Raw genomic sequence first — 20,539 nt, 5'->3', positions numbered from 1 at the left:
TGTTACAGACGTCTTGCCTAATTATTCAGGGACGAATTTACATAAAATAATCGGTTCGTTCCATACATTGCACATGACTAGAATATTTGCGCGATAATTCTGGTCCATTTCGCACATTTATTGGGATATTGTGCTACCTTTGCCTCGATTATTGAAACACTATATTTATTTTTTTAATGAAGACATTAACAATCGGAGACCTAAAGGCTCGTATTCCAATCATCCAAGGTGGAATGGGCGTAGGCATCTCTCTTTCCGGCTTAGCCTCGGCCGTTGCAAATGAAGGTGGGATCGGCGTTATCTCCGCAGCCGGTCTCGGACTTTTATATAAGAAATTGTCACCCAGCAATTATACGGAAGCTGGGAATCTCGGGTTAGCGGAAGAGATCCGCAAGGCCCGGGAAAAAGCGAAAGGTATCATCGGCGTAAACGTAATGGTGGCTCTTTCCGACTTCGCCGAATTGGTGAAAACCAGTATAGCGGAAAAGGTAGACATCATTTTCAGCGGTGCCGGACTGCCTTTGGACTTGCCTTCTTTCCTCAAGAAAGATAGCGTCACCAAGCTGGTTCCCATCGTTTCCAGCGCACGTGCCGTACGCATCATCTGCGAGAAATGGAAGAATAACTATGATTATCTTCCGGATGCGGTGGTACTAGAAGGCCCGAAAGCGGGTGGACATCTGGGATATAAGGAAAACCAGTTGGAAGACCAGCATTTCTCATTGGAAGAATTATTACCTCAAGTCGTAGAGGAAGTCTCTCATTTCGAGCAGAAATACGACAAAAAGATCCCGGTAATTGCGGCAGGAGGCATTTATACGGGTGAAGATATCAAACGCATGATAGACCTTGGAGCATCAGGCGTTCAGTTAGGAACCCGGTTCGTTACCACCACGGAATGCGATGCCTCGGAAGCCTTCAAACAGACCTATATACAGGCAGAGGAGAAGGACATAGAGATCATCAAAAGTCCCGTCGGCATGCCCGGACGAGCCATCCATTGCAGTTTCCTTGAGAAAGTGAAGGCGGGAATCAAGCAACCGAAAGCTTGTCCCTTCAACTGTATCAAGACGTGCGATATATCACGCAGCCCGTATTGTATCGTCACCGCCTTGTACAACGCCTTCAAAGGGAATTTCGAGAATGGATACGCTTTCGCCGGCAGTAACGCTTGGCGAGCGAATAAGATCACTTCGGTACGGGAAACCATTACCGAGTTGATGAATGAATGGAAAGCTAAATTATAAGCACAAAAAAAGCCTCCGGAAACGGGGGCTTTTTTTATATTCGAAGGTAAGTATCTCCATTATTGCTCGGCCAACCAAGCGGCCAGCTCATCCCGGTTCGCGGTGGCATCCTGCATGCCGGCTTGGGCAGCTTGATCGAAATATTGCATAGCGGTCGTATAATCCTTCTTCATCGCATAAGCGACACCTAGGTTATTCCATGCTTCCGGCAAATTAATACCTTGCAAACGACTGATGGCCGGATCGTAAGCACCAGTCTCAATCTCAAGGGCCGCCGTATTTAATTGAGCGATCGGGTCGGTCGGATAAAGACGAACGGCGATATCGAATACCTCCTTGAACTGATCGCTGCCTTTATCATAAGAATTGGCTACCAAGAACATCTCATTCAAACTTAAATATTGAGGTTTCGTTTTGATCACTTGCTTGGCCTCGTTCACGTCGAACGGACGTGCGATATAAGCCAAGGTATAATCAATACGTCTTAAAGGAGGATAGTATTTATCCAATAATATCTTATAAGTCCGACCTCCGTTCAAGGCATGTAGTTTAGCCTTGCGCTTGTTTATATCTTGAATATCCAAGATCTCCAGAATCTCCTTCTTATTCGCCAAATCTGATTTCGTAACCTCTTGACGCAATCCGATCCAATCCTCACCCATCCAATTTACTTTCATCAAGGAAGGATCCATCTTCTCCTTATCTTTCATGTAAGCGACAAAAGCCTTGGCACGACTCTCGGACAATCTCATATTATAATCGTAGCCACCTTCCGGGGAAGCGTATCCGGTAACCTTAAATTCGGTAAAGCTAAGATTCTTATCGTTACGGACTTCCGTTACAATCTTATTCACCTCATTCAGCACGGTAGCGTTATCCTTGAAATCACGTAACAATACGGACTTGCCTACCTCAAAGTTTAAATAAGCGGAATGCGTCTCGCTCCGTTGTTTCACTGGCTCTACCGGAGGAGTAACATAGCTAAGCTCATAAACGGGAGGAGCTAACGGAGGCAATACACGGCTCATCACCCCATAGATGTCATTTGAGACCTCACAAGAAGCGCATCCCGTGGTATTCTCATCCACCATCAAGGTAGCGTTTCGCATCCATCCCGCATAGGGTACGGACAATTCCACCGGAATCAATTCCGGTCCCTTCTTCGTCTGACGGATAATCAAGCTAGGAGTTTGGGGAAATTCATAACTATCGAAACCCAACTCACGGTTCAACGCCTTCATACGTGCCCGCCCGGTAATCACGATCGGGTTAAACTGATAAGATTGCGATTTATCTACCGATTGCAATACCGGTGTCAAGATTATCATCTCTTGGGATTTCAAACGCAGATTGCTCAGATTGGTCGTAAAATTCATCATAAGCTGGCTTCCGTCCTTCTTTGCGCTTACATTCTCGAAACTAACAGTTCCCCGCACACCGTTCTGGGCCTGTAGGCTCACACCTCCGAGGAACAATAAAGCGATGCATATACTCAATAAATGTCTCATATCTCTCTAGATCGTTTTTTAGTGGATAAAATAAATGATAGAAAGGGCCGCTTTCGTTACACCCCAATAGTTCGAGTTCTTGGTCTCGATCTTAGAGCCACAGTCCCCGCAATTATACTTATCATAATGTACACGGGCATAACCGGCGCCGATAGCGGCTTCTATACTCCAACGCTTATTCAGTATCCATTGATGTCCCAACGTAAGTCCGCCACCGTACAAATAACCATCATAACGATGGTCCTTCAAATTAGGGAATATGCCAAAGGGTAATTTAATCCCGGCGATATTATACTGTCCGCCCAACGCATGCACGCCAATAAACGTACCGTTGAATTTCTCGCAAGTCCAATAACGCACTTCCGGCATGACAAGCCAATGCTTCAGTTTCTTACCGTCATTGAACTTGAAAGGATTATATCCCGCCGAGACATCCAATGTAACCTTTTTGCTTAAGCCCACCTCGAATCCTAAGTTCGGAGTCGTAGTCGCGTCATAGAGAAGATTGTTCTTCAACGCGAAATGTTGTGCGCTCATAGATAAGGAAAATAACAATGTTAATCCAAGTAAAAATGCTTTCTTCATTTCTTATAAGCTTAATGATTTGAAGAAGAAACAGGAATAAACGGGTTTTAGTTTTCGATAAGCGTTAATAAGATATGATCATTAAATTTAATTATATTAATGGTAAAGGGAATGCGGAAGGCGCTTTTATCGCTTATCCACATTCCCTTTAACTTATTTATAAATATACGATTACTGCTTGATGTCGCCTAATTCGACCAGCTTATTGACAATCGCATAGATCGTAAGACCGCTGGCACTATGAATTTGAAGTTTCCGAGCGATATTACGGCGGTGGGTGATGACCGTATGCGTAGAAAGAAACAAACGATCCGCTATCTCCCGGTTTGTCATTCCCTTCACGACGCAGACTACGATCTCTTTTTCCCTCGAGCTTAACGATTGTTGCTCGTCATCCCCTTCCGGCTCGTCATCCGGAAGTACCTCGGCGTTCAACCGTTCCAATTTGTGCTTGATCTCATCAGGGCTATCGTATATGTTAATTTGTTCATCATAAGAACGCAATAACACACTGTCTGAGACAGAATATAATAAAGCGATACATTTCATCTCGGCACAGCCGCTTTCCTCCTTCAAATGTTGCAACGTGAAATAGCCGGGCAAAGCCGGATTCACGATCAACACATCCGGTTTGTGCATACGAAGCGAGTCGAAAAGAGATTCCACCGAATGAATCTCCACCATCTGGATACGGAAACCCGGTAACCGTTTCAACAGGTTCTCCAGTCCGCTCCTTATGATAACAGAAGGTTCGGCTATCGCAATCTTTAGATTTGTACTCATCGATTCATGCTTATAATTGCTTTTCCAAAGCCAATATGGCCGGTACAAACAAATAATCCTCCACACGGGTATGTGAAGCCAAGTCTTCCTCCGTGGCAAAAATATCGAACAAGACACTATTCAGCATATTCGTACCCGCTCCCGGATAGTATTTGATCAGGATATTTTTCAACTCCGTGATCTTCATCTCGATCTGATCATGACGCTTACGGAAGATCGTAATATTGTATTTCGGATCTCTCTTTCCTTCCAACAAATTACGGACATAAGGGAAAACAGCACGTTCCTCATAAGACATATGTTTATTTACCTCCTCCGCATACTCATCGAAAAACTTCGTGATCACAAAAGCGACATCCTCCGGGCACCCGGATATAGCGTCTACCAATTTACGACGGATATGTGGCAAGCGGAAGTTCAAGAAGTAATCATGGGCATTATGCAAATAGCGGATCAAGTTCTCGATCGACAGGCATTTGCTGATATTCTCGACAGGCGTATTCACTTCCTCGACCAAGAAATTCACGACCGTCAGGAAAGTACAAGCATCCACCCCATTCTGCCGGCAAACCTCCCCGATATTCTTCTCTCCGAACCCAAGCGCTATACCAAAACGGCTCATGACTAAAACCATCGGATAGTTCTCGCAGATCAGATCACTCATTTTATCGGTTTCCCGGTACATTCCATTTTTATACATAGGCTTCTTTCTAACTTGTCTTGGTGTTTGAATAGCCAAATATACTCCTTTTTCTTCCATATCTCGTACATTTATTATTATTTCACAAAGGCTTAAAGGACGACTCCGTCGGCACGACCGCTATACACTCAGTCTCTATCAACCATCCGGGACGGCAAACGGGGGCCAAGACTATCAAATGTGGCAAATCCGGGTAATGCGCCTCAAAATACTTCTTAACCACCGCATAATCAGCCATATCTCTCAAATAGGTGATCGCCTGCGTAATATCACGAGTAGTAGCGTCCGCCTCTTTCAGCAACACGCTGATATTTTCCATCATCCGCTCGGTTTGTTTTACGATATCGCCCGGATAGACAATCTCTCCCCGGTTATCGATACTCGCCGTACCCGAGATGAAGACCTGTTTACGATCCCCATACATAACAGCCGTACCCCGCTCGAAGGTTACTCCATATTCATAAGTAGGATTCAAGTGCGTGGGAGCGTAAAGGAACTGAACCTGTCCCGGCTCCAACCCATCCACCGCATAACTGTCCATCTGTACCAACACCGAGGGATCGGCATGACGTCCCTCGATACCCGTACTAGCGATATAATGCGTCTTCTCCGTAAGATTCTGCGTGATAAAAACTTCTTTCCGGGCTTTCACCACACCGGCGTAATTCACGTCTACGTTTTGCACAAAGAACCAAGTACGGACACAATGAGAGGCCAACGCACAACGCTGCCCCATCAATTGCATCACATAGTCATTCAATAAAAGCCGGGTCTGGTATTCCGAATTGGCCGCCTTATTGAAGGCACCTCCCCCCCAGAGGTGCCTATAACCGTTATGCGACGCTTCCAGTAAACCGGAATCGTACGTTTGTACCGACATCCCCGTTTGCAAATAGGTCCACATAGCGATCTTTGTTCCATTCAAAGGCGGCTGCTGAACGATAGAGAGCGGGCAAAAGGCGCTCTCGCACTCCCACTCCATCACGCTATCCGTCTGATTAGCTGCGTCACTTAAAAAATAACGGCGGAAAACGGCGGTAGCGTCATTCGATAGCTCTTCCTTCACGACAGTCACATAAACCCGCAAAAGGTTTTGCAATTGCTCCACGAAAGACAAACAAGGGTCCGTGATCGATACCATCACCTGATATTCCGTTGTTCCACCTTTACCCGTGAATGAAGAGATTTGCATTTCTACCGCTTTATCCGTATCTATCCTCCTCGTATAATTCATCATTTTCTTTCTTATCAATTATCCAATGCCCCTCCTAAGATCCAACCTTGGATCAAAGCAAGGACCTCCTGTTTCCCGGAACTATTGAACATATCCTTATGTACCGGATTATCCTCCAATATATCCAGCAAGAAACTATTGTTTATATTACCCGGGGTCACGTAGTTCTTACCCTCTTCCGAAAGGGGCGCCTTTACGTTCACTAAAGATTTATAAGCCACATCGTCCCTAAGATCCAGCTGACCGGCCAATCCCGATCCTCCTCCATGACAAGACAAGCAATTCAAGTCGAACACCTGCGCTTGTATACGTTTGAAGCTCGCTAAATCCAATTCGCCGACAGACAAATCAAGCGGTTCGTCCGAATCATCCACCGGAGACGTATAATAGGAGTAAACCAACCGCAATCCCCTACTAATCACAGCGACCTCTATACTCCTCGTATCCGGAGTGACATTATTCAATCGGAGTTTTAGTCTTTTGCCGTCTTCCGCCGGCTTACTGATACGCTGGGTTTGCAAAGGTTTCGACTTATCCTCGCCAAAAGCACATAACGAGAGCATATTCTCCTTCGGCCAAGCTTTCAGGCCAGTGAAAGAAAGTGACACGGTAGCGGTTCGCCCGGAATCAACCGTCTCATCCGGATAAATCTTACCCTCATCACAACCCAGCCCGAATAACAGGAATAAGGCATACATTATATATTGAATATATCGTTTCATACCCAAAGATTAGAACGTGAACTGCAACATAGCCGTAGCGGAGTGACGAGCCAATCCAATAGCGTCCTCATCCCGGTCATTCTGCGTAGCATGACCGCTACGACCTAGATATTGATACATAACCTGTAGCTTCAAATTATTATTAAAGAAATAATAATTCAAACCAGCGGCGGGCATATTCAACAAACCACCCTCATCCGTAGCGTTACGATCATAGAAATCATATCGCAAAGCACCCTGCAATTTCGGAGTGATGAAATAGCCCAATTGAGCGTAAGCTCCCCAGAAATTCTTATCCGGCTTTTGCATGATCTTGGTAAAATGCATATTCATATAGTAACCTTCGGCAGCCACATACCAGCGGTTCTTGATCCATGCGAACTCAACGCCCACACGGGTGTCGCTACTGGTCAAGAACTCGGCCTCCGCATTATAAGAGGCAGATACGGCGATAGACATCTTATCGTCGTTCAGATTCTCCGGTGAGCCTTGAGACGTTGGCATCTCCCCCTTCGGCATAAAGGCCAGACGACCCGCATATAACAGCGAAGGCAACCATTTATGATCATCGCAGTTTGTCTTAGTCGCCAAATTCACGTCGATACCCGTACCATTAAAAATACCGACTTGATAATTCCATTTATCATGGATCAAACCATGTACCTGTACACCCAAGTCGAATCCCGTGGACATATTCGGTATGACATAATTCACGTCGTAAGGAAGCAATACGGATTGGGAAGCGGAATAAGGCAGTACCGGAAACAACGTCTCCCCCAAAGTACTTAAATAGCCATGCATAAACGGTGTCTTGAACTTACCGACACGGATACGAAACGACTCCTTGATCGCTACGTCGAACCAAGCCTGTTGCAATAAGGCACCTCCACTCTTAGCGGCATTCAGCGATAAATTGAAAGTAACCCGTCCAAAAGCCTTACCCGTAAAACCGAGAATAGCGTTAGGGATCGCGAAACCGGAGTTCGCTACGCTCTTGGCATAATGGCTTTCCAGCCCTTGGTCGTCATATCGGTTGTAGCAAGCGCTTGCCTGTACCAACGCATAGGGCTTAAACAAAAAATCACCGGCCTTGGTAGAAAAAGAAAAGCCCTTCTTTCCCGCTAGTGAAACCACATCGTTCTCTACATATTTATCATCCATCTCTTTCTTTGTATCTTGAGCTTTCACGGAGAAAACACCTGCTGATAGAAGCACCACAAGCAACGTCCTATATATTTTTTTCATTTCGATTCTATGCGTTATTTATTTATAAACTTTGTAGGAATTTAATCAGAGCGGCCCGCTCGTCTTTTGTCATGCGAGAGAATAGGGTACGCGACGCAGCTCCTTCCCCACCATGCCACATAATAGCCTCCGTCAGGTTCCGGGCACGGCCATCATGTAAATAATAGGTATGGCCGTTTACGACCTCTTGTAATCCCAATCCCCATAACGGGGTAGTCCTCCATTCATTACCGTTGGCCAAGCCACTGGGATAATCATCCCCTAGCTCAACACCCATATCATGCAATAAAAAGTCCGAATAAGGATGGATCACCTGATTACCTAATTGAGGCAATTCCGTATTATTCAAAAGGACAGATCCGCGAGGGCGTGTCTTCAAGGAAGTCACATGGCATAAATGACATTTCGCTTGATAGAAAAGTTGCTCTCCTTGAAGAACCGTAGGATCATCCACATTCCGACGGGCGGGTACCCCCAAGGTCTGGAGGTATAAATCCACATCTTCCATATCTTCCGTAGAGACCTGCGCCCCGGTCATGGCAAAACCCATCATATTACCCTGTCCTTCTCCTACCTCATGCGGGAAACGATCGTTCGTAACACCGAGATCGGAAGAGAATCCCAATTCCACCGTTAAGTCGGCATGATTCGCCTTATTACCAGAGATACCAATCTGTTTCTTTCCCTTTTCCGTCACATAGTTTATACGTCCACTAATACCATATTCCGGATAATTGCTTTTAGCGGCGATTTGCTTTAGCATATCCAAGTCGAGCGCCATCATCTGCCCCATTCCGACATGCCGTAAAGGTTGACGTACGGAAATCCGTAAATCCGACATCGGAATACTATCAGCATACCATTCCTTTATCTCATAATGAGGGGTGACCAACTCATATTCCTCCCCATCGGGGAACGTATATTTTTGGGAAGTAGTAGTAATCTTAACCCTTCCCTCCGGTTTCGTTCCGTATATCGCTTGATCATGTAGTACCCGGCCGTAATCTTGAAAATAGCCGCCACTTTTACGTGATATATAAATAAGCATGGATGAGAAGCCGGGGCCGGAACCTCCATCGGCTATAGCCGGACGGGTCCGCCCGGTACTTTTATGACAAGAACCGCAAGAATATCCGGCATAAAGCGGCCCTAGTCCTCCACCATCCACATTCTCAACACCGCGAGCATCGTCGTACAATCCATCACCACGATTAAATCGCATCTCTAATTCGCCCGTAACCCAGTTTGCCTGCGTATCGTACGCATCCGGGGCATTGGAGAAAATGGTTGAGATACCCGCGGACAATTCCTTCTCGGAAGCTACCTGCCCATTGGGTTTCTTAACCTGCCAATTTTCCAAGTCCTCGGATTCGCAACTACACAGCAGACTACCGGATAAAGCGAATAATAGAAGTAATCTTCGTTTCATCGTATCGGCTTGTCCGATTAGTTCGTGAACTTAGACTTAACAACGCCCAAGCCTGTCGTTAAATCAGCGCAAGCTTCTGTAGCTGTATTGATATGCTCCGTATCCCCTAGATTGTTACGGAAAGGATAGCCGATCGCATTGATAGCGTCGATTGTCTTATCAATTTGAACTACCATCAAACTATCCAACGTAGGATTAATCATCTTAGTCAACGCATGCAAGCTACTCTCGGAAGCGGATTCCTCATCCAAATCACGACCGCCGAAATAAGCGTTCTTGATACTTACGATATTGTTCTTATAGTCGTCCAAGGAATTCCAGCTATACCAAGACTCTACAGCCAAGACACCGGGGTTATTCGGGTCGGTAGCGTCTTTATTACTTCCATTCCATGCAGTCACCGGGTCAGTTATTTTAGCGGAACCTACTTCATTGGAGATTCCGGCCATACCATTATTTCCATTCAGCATAAGCTCAATCGCCTGATACACATTACCAATGGAATAGGCAGAACCGTCATGTTTCTTCATAGCCTCCGCATAAGAAGAAGGAACATCCGAAGTTCCTAAGCCTTTCAACCAACCATTGTATAAGTCTTGAGTATCAGATAACATACGTTCGGACACTAACTTCAAATACTCCAATTCATTCTTTGCGAACGGGCTTGTTTCCAGATCACGAGGCTCGCCGTCTAAGAATAACATCTTTTCCGCCGTATGGAATCCACGTAAATTTTGAGGACCATCTTCCGCGTCTTCGTCTACAGCTCCTGAAATCTTGCTGAATTCTCCTGTAGCTATAATCTCCTCTATACCGTTCTTATCCAAAGGCCAGCTATCCAAGCTCGGGTCGAGCTGTGCCAAATCCGCCACACCGAACAAGAATGCCTCACTTTGTTCCCAAGGCACACGAACCGCACGCCAAGCGTCGCAGGCATCCGCTAAATCATTCTTAGAACCAGACGCGATAAACTTGTCTACCGCATTTTTATAGGCAGTCATCTTTGTCAACATGTCTTTATAGGTAGGCAAAGCTACCTCATCAACGAAAGTAGCGACAACCGCACTCATCTGATCTTCTGTTGGTTTCGTACCCGAATCCGCAGGAAGATTCTTAAAGTCATAAGTTACAACATCGGGGTCCTTACCCGGATCATCGTCGTCTCCACAAGAAGTGAAGCTCAAAGCCACACCCATCAACATCATGGGTAATAAAAGTACTTTTTTCATATTCTTACATATATATTTGTTAATAGTCTATTATCTTGATAAGAACCAGCCGATATAAGCGATACCGACAGAAACCATATTCTGGCTATTATAATCACCCTTACCTACAATACGGTGCGCATAATCCGCCTTTACGACCAGATTAGGCAACGCGTAATAGTTAAGGCCTGCCGTAATCACGCTCTTTTGAAGACGTCTATCCGCCAGTTTATTACTGCCTTTTTCTACGGATTGCATCGGATTATAATATTCGTAGCGAACGAAAGGATAAATTCTAGGGGCTTTCCGGCTAAAGAAGGAACCTACATTATAGCCAACCTCAGCCGCATAACTGACAGCGGTCTCCGCCACGGTTGAATTAGGATATCCGGAAGCTGAAGATGAGTTATTGTTTACCTTCGTCAAAGCGTTGCTGTTGCCCAGATGGCCGTAAACGATATTACCTCTGGCGATCAAATTATTGTTCGGACTTTTATATTGAGCGTCCGCCGTCACGATGGTAAGCGGATATTTCTCACCTTGGTTACGCAGCGGTTTGCTACTATTCTTAGAGGGTTGGTTATAATAAAAAGAAGCGCCCACACGTAAGCCTTTAAATTTCTTCACTCCATTATAGTTGACACGAGCCACAAAGGCAGGATGCGTAAATTGAGTTTCCTCGAAAGCGCCTTGCGTACCTTTGCCAACCCAGTTCTCCATACGGAAACCTTGTGGGTCCAGACCGGAAACGACTTGTAACTCGTAATCGAAATTTCCTAAATCACCAAATAGAGCCACACCCGTCTCATGCCAAGTAGAAGGTAATATGGTAGTCTCTCCTTCCGGACGATATACACCAAAAAAGTTCAAGGGTTCATGATGTGCGTTGGTCAAGCCTACCGGTACGATCATATGTCCAAAACGGAAGTTTAAATGCTTGTTCATCAGATAAGAGATATGGAACTGCTCCAAGGCGACCTCGCCACCTTTCTCGATCTCGGTCTCATATTCTCCATTCTCCTCGTACCACTCCACTTCCCGTGCGGCGCCTGTTCCTCCATACTCAAACTCAATCTCGGAACTCAGTACCCATTTGGGAGAGAACTTATAATCAAAAGCTAAAATAAAACGAGGGATAGAGACAGTAGCCCGATTCATATGTGATGTACCTTGAGGTGTCACCCAATTCCAGTCATAATCCATATAACTGGCAGCCATCTCACCATATCCTCCAAAACGGAATTTAGAAAAACCGTCGGCATACATCTCCGATGCCTTTACGGTAGAGCTCATATTACTCTCTTGAGCATGTAGAGCGGTAAAGGAAAGTAATCCAATCGCTAATAAATTTGTTAACGTTCTCATTGCGTTTTATAATTTTTGGCAAAATTACAGGGGCTGAGAATTTGCTACAATCGCCCGAAGTAGGTAAAATGAGACCCTAATTACCTACTCATAGGTATCCCGGAAGAATATTTTCAGGACGTCACACCCAATAGGCCCCATTATTGACCCGCAAGACAACTTGATAGTTAATTTTGGAAAATACGGTTTTGTATTATTTCAGAGGTAAGCGTTAGTTATTACAAGCGAGAAGATCATTAGTTCTAAAAATCGATCTCCATGAAAAGATATATAACAATTAATAGGTATGAGCTCTCCTTTTTTACATATATATAGGTATTGCGCACCCTTATAGGCCGACGTATCTTTGCAATGTCAAAAAGAATGTAACACTATTAGTATATCGCAAACCAAAGCCTTCTGCTAATTTTATGTAAGCATATAAGATGATTAACACCGTAGTGTCGGGAAGTTTTTATTGGTTATTTCCGGCATCACATAAAAAGGGCCTCCCTGTGAAGAGAGGCTCTTTTTGTGTTCAGCTATCCGGTTCATTGATGATGTATTGATAGAGATCCGAGTCTCCGGCCTTATTCATGATCTTATGCTTTTCCAGCTGAAATTTTAACTGGTCTAAACCGAGAGGGCCGAATCCCGGGATCTTCAACAAAGAATCGAGCCCTTTCTTCCTAGCGTAGCGCAATAGGTCCTCCATAGTTTCCAGCTCCAATTTTTGGAGGCATTTACGGATGTAGGGAGACAGGGTTAGGCTTGTGACCGGTAGGGAGATCCGTCTGGCCGCATCCGTGGGGATGTCGAACGACGATTTCGGAGCATCGAGACTCAAGCCACTTTTGAGGACTGCTTTATAGAGCGTTCTCAGCTCATATTCCATGTTTCGCTTCTCAAGCCGCAGGCGCTCTATCTCTAGGTCTTGACAGCTGATCGTTTTCTTATATTCGGCTAAGAATCCGGTGTTTTCCTGCAAGCGGAGTACTATGTTCTTATATCGGTAGCACATCCTATCGTAAGATATATCGCAGCGTTTGGCTACGTCCAGTATTTTTGCCCCAGAGGTTATTTCCGTGAATATATACCGATCTTGCTTATCATCTATAAATGTGGATAGTTCGGCGATGATTTGTTTAAGTAGGGGAGAGATGTTCTTTAAGGATCGTAGGCAGAAAAGGTAATCGTCGTACTGGGCGATAATCTCGTCGGCTTCCTCCTCCTTGTCTTGAATGACCAGTTGCAAGTATAGTTTTTGAATCCCTAGATGTTCGATATGGGCAATGAAATCACGTAGGTTCTCAGGATCTACCATACGTGTACCGGTTCTCGTATGGAAAGAGGTTATCTTTCGAGATTTTACCCAATCTTCAATCTCCTCGTACGGGAAACCGGTAATACGGGCGGCTTCTTCTATGGATATGAGTTCTGGCATAAGCATAAGATTGTATTACGAATAAAGTTGTTTTTGTTTAGTTAAAATGCGGAATTTGGAACCGACCAATAACGGTAAGTAGATCAGGTATTCTTTTCGCATCTCAATTAAGAAATAAGAGCCATCATGGGACACTCCCGTAATGTCACTATATCTCCGCACAATACCATGTATCTGGAATTCCCTCTCATTACAATAAAACCCTAACTCTGGAAAATACTTGCTGAAACAAGCGGAGTAGTAAATAAAGAGATTCTGGATCTCATCAATATTACAAGCGTCCATAAGCCATTCACTTTACATGATTAATTATTAGATTTACAAGATCCGGACATGTTTTAGAAAAGATGTCCTTCGTAAAGACGAGCGCTATATGGCTTTTGTTAAGTAGTGGTCCTTTCTTATAAAATAAAGGAAGGGCGAGGACTGAACATTTATGTAGACGAAGGTTCGGCTAAGACCCAACTCCCAATAAAGTCAGCCACACGCCCCCTTTATCTGTATACAAAATATATCCATACTATATTAGCATAGATAACACGTATATCCAGTAAAGGGTTGCGGGGCCTTCTTCGTGCATAGGGAGATTTAAGAAAATTAGCCGATTTTCGTCCTACAGCACAAATATCACACGCAACACGAGGCTCTTAATTAAAAAGCCTTTTCTTGTCGCAAATATACGTATTAATAATATTTCAACCTAAGATAATCCATATGTTTTTTAGTTTATCATTGTTTGATACCAATTATTCGCTTTGACTTATCCAGTCATGCAAATGTATAATATTTTATTTGATTTTCAAACTCCAATACCTCACTTCCAAAGCAAGCTAACTTACTTTTTTCGCCCAATTTTGTCTCCAGTTGTAGAGACGCAGCGTGCTGCGTCTCATCCCCTCAAAATGGTAACTTAAAATAATACGCCAATAACCACCAAAGTCTGCGCCTTCACGAGACAATATACCCATAGAACGCAATTTTGCGATTTGTTTTTCTACAGCACGGGAACTTATACCTAATTTTATAAGCCATAGCTTCGGCTGACATAGAAAGGTCGGAAATGACAAGGTCGATGATCTTCTGTGCTGTTCTACCTATATTTTTAGGCTTATCCGCAGTGTCTCCGAACTCACTCTCCGAACTTTTCTTCATTTACAAGAATGTTTGCTGGCATCCACTTGGGTAGGAAGTGAATCCCATGTCATGTGCATACCCTTCAATATCAATATTACCCACTCTTGTATAGGCAGTGCGTGTTCCGTCTTGGTAATAATAATATACAATAAGGTATACAAATGGCACAAATATATAAATTGTTTAATATCAACACCTTAAAAACACGATTGTGATTTTTGAAAAACACGTACGTGTTTCTGTAAAAAGTCGTACATGTTTTTCGGGAAACACGTACGACTTTTTACAGCATCATTCGATAAGGAGCAAGAGCGTACATGAAAATATACGATAAGCCCCCCTTTTAACCAGAGCCAAAAAGCATTTCTTCCTAAGCTCCATCTCATAGATATTTTGGTGTAGTTACCCTGATTCTGAAATAATTTGGTTATTTTTGTATATAATTAATGTCCATAGAACATGCCATGAATAAGAAATTGCAGATACACAACAGCACGGCTGAATTCTTTATTTTCCAAATAGAAAATAAAGAAGAAGGTATAGAAGTCTTATATCAAGACGAAAGCCTTTGGCTGACGCAGGATGCTATTGCCGTATTGTTCGATAAAAGCCGTTCCACTATCACGGAACATCTACAAAATATATTTCAAAGCCAAGAATTACAAGAAGACTCAGTCTGTCGGAAATTCCGACGAACTGCTTCCGATGGCAAAAGCTACGCAACTAAATATTACAAGTTTGCCATTCGCGGCTATGTCGTTGATAAGAAAAGATTTGAGAAATACCGTATCATTCAAGACCGTCTATTCCAATCCGATTTTGATAAATACCAGACAGATAACCTTCTTGATTTTGATAACGAAATAGAGTCATAATACAAACTCTTTATAGAACATCTAAATAATAAACAACATGAAATCAACACTTATCGTAGGGATCGGTGCCTCGCTTCTTACAGCCGGTATCGCAAAAGCCCAACAGAGACAAGACATTACACCTAGAACGCCAAACGTATTGTTCATCTACGCGGATGACTTGGGATATGGAGACTTGGAATGCTACGACGGCACGCAAGTGAAAACCCCGAATATCAACCGACTCGCCAAGAACGGCATCCGCTTCACCAATGCTCACGCGACCGCTTCTACCAGTACGCCCTCCCGATATTCCATGCTAACCGGAGAGTACGCATGGCGCCGCCCGGGAACGGACATCGCCGCGGGAAACGCCGGAATGATCATACGACCGGAGCGTTATACGATAGCCGATATGTTCAAGAACGCGGGATACGCCACGGCCGCTATCGGCAAATGGCATCTTGGCCTAGGAGACAAAGCGGGAGAGCAAGACTGGAACGCCCCACTCCCCACCGCCCTTGGCGATCTGGGATTTGATTATTCCTATATCATGGCGGCGACGGCAGACCGCGTCCCCTGCGTATTCATCGAGAACGGGCAGGTGGCGAACTACGATCCGGATGCCCCGATCTATGTCAGTTACCAGCAGAACTTTCCCGGAGAGCCGACCGGAAAAGATAATCCGGAATTATTATACAACCAGAAGCCTAGTTTCGGGCACGACCAATCCATCGTAAACGGAATCAGCCGTATCGGTTACATGAAAGGTGGCGGCAAGGCGCTTTGGAAAGACGAGAATATCGCCGATTCTATCGTGACACACGCCATCGATTTTATCAAGGAGAATAAAGAGAAGCCTTTCTTCATGTATTTCGCCACGAACGACGTGCATGTACCCCGCTTCCCGCACGACCGTTTCCGGGGAAAGAACCCGATGGGCGTGAGGGGCGACGCTATCGAGCAATTCGACTGGAGCGTAGGCCAATTGATGAAAACATTGGATGAGATGGGATTGACGGAAAACACCTTGATCATCTTGTCAAGCGATAACGGACCTGTCGTAGATGATGGTTACGCGGACCGGGCCGTGGAGCTACTAGGCGATCATAAACCCGCCGGACCGCTTAGAGGTAATAAATACAGTGCCTTCGAAGGGGGAACCCGTATCCCGGCTATCGTACATTGGCCAAAGGAGATCAAGCAAGCCGCCGTATCAGATGCGCTAGTGAGCCAGATCGACTGGTTCGCCTCCCTTGCCTCACTGACGAATTCCCGTCTTCCGGAAGGAAGCGCGCCGGATAGCTATGATTATCTGGATACTTGGATCGGGAAAAGCAAGGAAGACCGCCCGTGGGTAATCGAGCAAGCGCTTAATAAGGCACTTTCCGTCCGTACGAAAGATTGGAAATATATCGAGCCGAGTGTAGGTTCCGCTATCATGGAATATGAGAAGATTGAGACCGGATATTCCCCCGAGCCTCAGTTATACGACATGACGAAGGTCTACGAGGAAGGAAACAAGGCCTTGCAACATCCGGAGATCGTTTTCCAATTGCAGGGAATCTTAAAAGGAGTTCGGGATCACACAATCAAGGCTAAATAATGGAAAGAAGAAACTTCATTAAATCATCCCTCGGAATCGGTCTGGGTGCGACACTTCCGGGGATGACGCATAGCAAAAGCGGGAAAGAGGCAGAGACCGCCGTCTCTCCCGCCATGCCCGTAAAGAGCGGTAAGCCGCATATCATCTTGATCATGACCGATCAACAACGGGGCGACGCCCTCGGCTGCATGGGAAACAAGGCGGTGATCTCACCGAATATCGACCGGCTGGCGCAAGAAGGCTCGTTGTTCGTGAGCGGATATTCCTCCGCTCCAAGTAGTACTCCGGGACGGGCCGGTTTATTGACCGGGATGTCTCCTTGGCATCATGGTATGCTGGGATACGGACGCATGGCCTTGAAGTATCGTTACGAGATGCCTCAGATGATGCGGAATCTGGGGTATTATACCTTCGGGATCGGTAAGATGCATTGGTTTCCGCAGAAAGCGCTTCACGGATTCCACGCGACCTTGATCGACGAGAGTGGCCGGGTGGAAAGTCCCGATTTCATCAGCGATTACCGGGAATGGTTTCAATTGCAGGCACCCGGCAAAGACCCGGATCTTACGGGTATCGGCTGGAACGACCATGCCGCCGGTGTCTATAAGTTAGACGAACGGCTTCATCCTACGGCTTGGACCGGACAGACCGCTTGCGAGTTGATCCGGAACTACGACAACGACAAGCCCTTATTCCTCAAGGTATCATTCGCCCGCCCGCATAGTCCTTATGATCCGCCTCAACGTTATCTGGATATGTATAAGGACGCGGATATCCCGAAACCCCATATAGGAGATTGGTGCGGACAATACGCCGAGCCGAAAGATCCTCTCCAAGGAGCATCGGATGCCCCATTCGGTAATTTCGGGGATGCGTATGCCATAAACTCCCGTCGCCATTATTACGCCAATATCACCTTTATCGACGATCAAGTAGGGCAAATCATCCAGACCCTAAAAGACAAAGGTATGTACGACAATGCCCTGATTTGTTTCACGGCGGATCATGGCGATATGTTGGGCGATCATTATCATTGGCGGAAAACCTATCCGTACGAGGGTTCGGCCCATATTCCTTATATCGTAAAATGGCCCGCCGGTATATCCAAATCCATACCGGACGGAAGCAGCATAGAACAACCTGTAGAACTGAGAGACTTCTTGCCTACCTTTATCGATATCGCCGGCGGGTCGGTTCCTCCCGATATGGACGGGCGGTCTTTACTCAAGCTGATCCAAGGCCAGCAGGAACAATGGCGCCCCTATATAGACATGGAGCATGCCACTTGCTATAGCGACGATAATTACTGGGCAGCCCTTACCGATGGGAAGATTAAGTATATCTGGAATTTCCACAACGGAAGCGAGCAGTTGTTCGATTTACGGGAAGACCCGGGAGAGACACATAACCTTAGTGAGGACGCAGCCTATCAGAATAAGTTGTCCGAATTACGCAAGATGATGGTAGAGCATCTGTCCGAGCGAGGAGACTCATTCGTGAAAGACGGTAAATTGATGACTCTCGATACGACCCTATTGTACAGTCCCAATTTCCCGAAATAAGGGACGAGCGAGCCTCGTCCCTACAGTATCTTACGTTTTTTACCTTTTTTTTATCGCGGAATGGATGTATCTTTGCCCAAGAAACTAGAAGAGACTCAACTTAATGCTAGGAATCGTTAGTAAAGGAATCATTATAGGTGTATTGGTTTCGGCCCCCATGGGCCCCATCGGTATGCTCTGTATACAAAGAACACTAAATAAAGGACGTTGGCACGGGTTCGTCACCGGATTAGGGGCCGCTCTATCCGACGTGATTTATGCGGCACTGACTTGTCTGGGCATGGGAGTTGTGGTCAACTTCGTGGAGGCGAACCAAGCGCCCCTGCAATTGATCGGAAGTATCGTTCTCGGCATTTTCGGGTATTATATCTTCCAAAGCAACCCGACTAGGAACCTAAAGAAACACCGAGAAAAAAAATTATCGTTCACCCAAGACTTTATTACAGCTTTTCTACTTACCTTTAGCAACGTGTTAATCGTCTTGCTCTATATCGGATTATTCGCCCGGTTCGGTTTCGTGTTACCGGAACATTCGTTTTGGCTGCTGGTATTGGGCATTGTTTGCATAGGGTTAGGGGCCGTTCTTTGGTGGTTCGGCATAACATATATTATTGGAAAACTGAGAAAATGGTTCAACGTTAGAGGTATTTGGTTACTGAACCGGATCGTGGGCTCTGTCATTATCGTATTGTCTATTATCGGTGCCCTATCGGTTTTATTGACCTCCTACTTACAATGGCCTTTACTTCAAATCTATAGTTAAAATGAAAAGACTGAAAGTTCCTGTTATCCCCGTTCTGGATGTACTCGATATAACATCCATAGAACCGATTCTTGAGGTGCAATCCCAACGTGAGTTCCTCACCCATGCCAATTGGCATGAGTATCCATATAAGCCGATCACCGCTTTTAATATAGCCCGGACAGAGAAAAATCTATATATACGATATAGCGTGCAGGGTAATTCGCTAAAGGCGTCTTATGAGATGGACAATTCCTCGGTCCATAAGGATAGTTGCGTGGAGTTCTTCATGAAAAAGGAAGGTGACTCGCATTATATGAATTTCGAGTTTAATTGTATCGGGACTTGCGATGCCGCCCGCCGTACCTCACGGGATATCAAGACGTCGCTTTCGCAAGAAGAGTATAAAAGCATCATAAGACTCCCATCCGTGAGAAGAAGGGCATTCGAGGAGATTAAAGGTATTCATACATGGAACTTGATCGTAGTCATACCACTCAAGTTGATGGGGTTAGATCCTAGTAATCTGCCGGAGAAAATACTAGGGAACTTCTATAAATGCGCCGATGAGACAATGAATCCGCATTTCGTAAGTTGGAGTCCGATCGACCTTCCCGAGCCTAATTTCCATTGTCCTGAATTCTTCGGGGAGATCTACCTGTAGTATAGACGTAGCGTGCTGCATGCAGCACGCTACGTCTATACAGGCAAGCCTATGGCTATTTATTATTCTTACCTAGTTTCAGCTCAATGACGAAGGCTATTATCAAGCCGATTCCCCCGAACAAAAGAACCGAAGCCCCATAAGCCGTACCCGCTACCTCATGCCTGTACCAACCATCATCATAATAAGAATTTGTCGCCATACACATATTAATAATAAAGCCTACCAACAAACCTAATCCGATTCCCGCCAAAAGGCACCCGGCCTTTAAGCTACTGAACGAGAAGTTTCGCATGTAGTTAGGCAGTCCCAATTTACCATCGAAAGCAGAGGCATCCAGTTTATCACCGATCTTCTCGATAATCGCCAAACGTTCCCTCTTGCGAACAAACAACTCAAATAATCCGTAAATACCTGCACAAACGATTCCGACAACTAGCGGAACAGAAATAAAATCCATCATAACTGTATAATTTTAATTGATTCATTCATATTGTTTGCTAATTTGACGCAACAGTTTCCCATAGG

Annotated in this window: 18 protein-coding genes and 1 pseudogene; 6 read left to right on the top strand and 13 right to left on the bottom strand. The window is 45.2% G+C overall.

Annotated elements, in window-relative coordinates:
- The first annotated feature begins 176 nt into the window (after positions 1-176).
- Positions 177-1,247: a nitronate monooxygenase family protein gene (locus D7V92_RS10755; protein WP_005861189.1), complete on the top strand. Its 1,071-nt coding sequence runs from the start codon at positions 177-179 to the stop codon at positions 1,245-1,247.
- 59 nt (positions 1,248-1,306) lie between these two features.
- Here D7V92_RS10755 and D7V92_RS10750 read toward each other — a convergent pair whose 3' ends face one another.
- The 12 genes and pseudogenes from D7V92_RS10750 to D7V92_RS22735 all read right to left on the bottom strand — a co-directional run.
- Complete coding sequence (locus D7V92_RS10750; RefSeq protein WP_121772852.1) at positions 1,307-2,755, bottom strand: DUF3868 domain-containing protein; 1,449 nt, start codon at positions 2,753-2,755, stop codon at positions 1,307-1,309.
- Between the two features lie 18 nt (positions 2,756-2,773).
- Positions 2,774-3,340 (bottom strand): DUF3575 domain-containing protein, encoded by a 567-nt coding sequence (locus tag D7V92_RS10745; RefSeq protein ID WP_087343594.1) that lies wholly within the window; start codon positions 3,338-3,340, stop codon positions 2,774-2,776.
- A 171-nt stretch (positions 3,341-3,511) separates the two neighbouring features.
- Positions 3,512-4,123, bottom strand: a complete 612-nt coding sequence (locus D7V92_RS10740; RefSeq protein WP_005861184.1) for a response regulator transcription factor — start codon at positions 4,121-4,123, stop codon at positions 3,512-3,514.
- Between the two features lie 10 nt (positions 4,124-4,133).
- Entirely contained in the window at positions 4,134-4,823 is a 690-nt protein-coding gene (locus tag D7V92_RS10735) for a hemerythrin domain-containing protein (protein ID WP_010185248.1), read from the bottom strand.
- Between the two features lie 82 nt (positions 4,824-4,905).
- Positions 4,906-6,060: a Rid family hydrolase gene (locus D7V92_RS10730; RefSeq protein WP_121772851.1), complete on the bottom strand. Its 1,155-nt coding sequence runs from the start codon at positions 6,058-6,060 to the stop codon at positions 4,906-4,908.
- Between the two features lie 11 nt (positions 6,061-6,071).
- The gene (locus tag D7V92_RS10725) at positions 6,072-6,779 is read right to left on the bottom strand and encodes a hypothetical protein (protein WP_121772850.1); all 708 of its coding nucleotides are present in this window, start codon (positions 6,777-6,779) and stop codon (positions 6,072-6,074) included.
- Positions 6,780-6,788: 9 nt separating this feature from the next.
- Positions 6,789-8,024: a porin gene (locus tag D7V92_RS10720; protein WP_005866751.1), complete on the bottom strand. Its 1,236-nt coding sequence runs from the start codon at positions 8,022-8,024 to the stop codon at positions 6,789-6,791.
- A gap of 22 nt (positions 8,025-8,046) precedes the next feature.
- Positions 8,047-9,453, bottom strand: coding sequence for a di-heme oxidoredictase family protein (locus tag D7V92_RS10715; protein WP_121772849.1), 1,407 nt, complete (start codon positions 9,451-9,453; stop codon positions 8,047-8,049).
- A gap of 17 nt (positions 9,454-9,470) precedes the next feature.
- Entirely contained in the window at positions 9,471-10,682 is a 1,212-nt protein-coding gene (locus D7V92_RS10710) for an imelysin family protein (RefSeq protein ID WP_005861167.1), read from the bottom strand.
- A gap of 30 nt (positions 10,683-10,712) precedes the next feature.
- Positions 10,713-12,026: a porin gene (locus D7V92_RS10705; RefSeq protein WP_005861166.1), complete on the bottom strand. Its 1,314-nt coding sequence runs from the start codon at positions 12,024-12,026 to the stop codon at positions 10,713-10,715.
- Between the two features lie 517 nt (positions 12,027-12,543).
- Positions 12,544-13,449, bottom strand: coding sequence for a transcriptional regulator (locus D7V92_RS10700; protein ID WP_009276446.1), 906 nt, complete (start codon positions 13,447-13,449; stop codon positions 12,544-12,546).
- A gap of 908 nt (positions 13,450-14,357) precedes the next feature.
- Positions 14,358-14,595, bottom strand: a pseudogene (locus tag D7V92_RS22735) (HTH domain-containing protein); the annotation flags it as partial.
- Positions 14,596-15,047: 452 nt separating this feature from the next.
- On the opposite strand from D7V92_RS22735, the gene D7V92_RS10675 reads away from it, so the two are divergent.
- From D7V92_RS10675 to D7V92_RS10655, 5 genes are all read left to right on the top strand, one after another.
- Positions 15,048-15,458, top strand: coding sequence for a phosphoribosylaminoimidazolesuccinocarboxamide synthase (locus D7V92_RS10675; protein ID WP_011966909.1), 411 nt, complete (start codon positions 15,048-15,050; stop codon positions 15,456-15,458).
- 37 nt (positions 15,459-15,495) lie between these two features.
- Complete coding sequence (locus tag D7V92_RS10670) at positions 15,496-17,043, top strand: arylsulfatase (protein WP_022192541.1); 1,548 nt, start codon at positions 15,496-15,498, stop codon at positions 17,041-17,043.
- Positions 17,043-18,605, top strand: coding sequence for an arylsulfatase (locus tag D7V92_RS10665; RefSeq protein WP_005861155.1), 1,563 nt, complete (start codon positions 17,043-17,045; stop codon positions 18,603-18,605). Before D7V92_RS10670 ends, D7V92_RS10665 begins: the two co-directional genes overlap by 1 nt.
- Before the next feature lie 103 nt (positions 18,606-18,708).
- Positions 18,709-19,368: a LysE family translocator gene (locus D7V92_RS10660; protein WP_005861153.1), complete on the top strand. Its 660-nt coding sequence runs from the start codon at positions 18,709-18,711 to the stop codon at positions 19,366-19,368.
- A gap of 1 nt (position 19,369) precedes the next feature.
- The gene (locus D7V92_RS10655; protein ID WP_005861151.1) at positions 19,370-20,011 is read left to right on the top strand and encodes a carbohydrate-binding family 9-like protein; all 642 of its coding nucleotides are present in this window, start codon (positions 19,370-19,372) and stop codon (positions 20,009-20,011) included.
- Between the two features lie 55 nt (positions 20,012-20,066).
- Here the strand turns inward: D7V92_RS10655 and D7V92_RS10650 are convergent, their stop codons facing one another.
- The gene (locus tag D7V92_RS10650; protein WP_008780672.1) at positions 20,067-20,474 is read right to left on the bottom strand and encodes a DUF6249 domain-containing protein; all 408 of its coding nucleotides are present in this window, start codon (positions 20,472-20,474) and stop codon (positions 20,067-20,069) included.
- Between the last annotated feature and the right edge of the window lie 65 nt (positions 20,475-20,539).

Origin of the sequence: Parabacteroides sp. CH2-D42-20, from assembly GCF_003670185.1 — a bacterium.
Taxonomy (GTDB): Bacteria; Bacteroidota; Bacteroidia; order Bacteroidales; family Tannerellaceae; genus Parabacteroides; species Parabacteroides distasonis.
This window is presented reverse-complemented; position numbering and strand designations above follow the sequence as displayed.

Excerpts from the sequence above, each read along its gene's own strand:
- D7V92_RS10755 (WP_005861189.1), top strand. The coding sequence starts at position 177 with ATGAAGACATTAACAATCGGAGACCTAAAGGCTCGTATTCCAATCATC.
- D7V92_RS10750 (WP_121772852.1), bottom strand. The coding sequence starts at position 2,755 with ATGAGACATTTATTGAGTATATGCATCGCTTTATTGTTCCTCGGAGGT.
- D7V92_RS10745 (WP_087343594.1), bottom strand. The coding sequence starts at position 3,340 with ATGAAGAAAGCATTTTTACTTGGATTAACATTGTTATTTTCCTTATCT.
- D7V92_RS10740 (WP_005861184.1), bottom strand. The coding sequence starts at position 4,123 with ATGAGTACAAATCTAAAGATTGCGATAGCCGAACCTTCTGTTATCATA.
- D7V92_RS10735 (WP_010185248.1), bottom strand. The coding sequence starts at position 4,823 with ATGTATAAAAATGGAATGTACCGGGAAACCGATAAAATGAGTGATCTG.
- D7V92_RS10730 (WP_121772851.1), bottom strand. The coding sequence starts at position 6,060 with ATGATGAATTATACGAGGAGGATAGATACGGATAAAGCGGTAGAAATG.
- D7V92_RS10725 (WP_121772850.1), bottom strand. The coding sequence starts at position 6,779 with ATGAAACGATATATTCAATATATAATGTATGCCTTATTCCTGTTATTC.
- D7V92_RS10720 (WP_005866751.1), bottom strand. The coding sequence starts at position 8,024 with ATGAAAAAAATATATAGGACGTTGCTTGTGGTGCTTCTATCAGCAGGT.
- D7V92_RS10715 (WP_121772849.1), bottom strand. The coding sequence starts at position 9,453 with ATGAAACGAAGATTACTTCTATTATTCGCTTTATCCGGTAGTCTGCTG.
- D7V92_RS10710 (WP_005861167.1), bottom strand. The coding sequence starts at position 10,682 with ATGAAAAAAGTACTTTTATTACCCATGATGTTGATGGGTGTGGCTTTG.
- D7V92_RS10705 (WP_005861166.1), bottom strand. The coding sequence starts at position 12,026 with ATGAGAACGTTAACAAATTTATTAGCGATTGGATTACTTTCCTTTACC.
- D7V92_RS10700 (WP_009276446.1), bottom strand. The coding sequence starts at position 13,449 with ATGCCAGAACTCATATCCATAGAAGAAGCCGCCCGTATTACCGGTTTC.
- D7V92_RS10675 (WP_011966909.1), top strand. The coding sequence starts at position 15,048 with ATGAATAAGAAATTGCAGATACACAACAGCACGGCTGAATTCTTTATT.
- D7V92_RS10670 (WP_022192541.1), top strand. The coding sequence starts at position 15,496 with ATGAAATCAACACTTATCGTAGGGATCGGTGCCTCGCTTCTTACAGCC.
- D7V92_RS10665 (WP_005861155.1), top strand. The coding sequence starts at position 17,043 with ATGGAAAGAAGAAACTTCATTAAATCATCCCTCGGAATCGGTCTGGGT.
- D7V92_RS10660 (WP_005861153.1), top strand. The coding sequence starts at position 18,709 with ATGCTAGGAATCGTTAGTAAAGGAATCATTATAGGTGTATTGGTTTCG.
- D7V92_RS10655 (WP_005861151.1), top strand. The coding sequence starts at position 19,370 with ATGAAAAGACTGAAAGTTCCTGTTATCCCCGTTCTGGATGTACTCGAT.
- D7V92_RS10650 (WP_008780672.1), bottom strand. The coding sequence starts at position 20,474 with ATGATGGATTTTATTTCTGTTCCGCTAGTTGTCGGAATCGTTTGTGCA.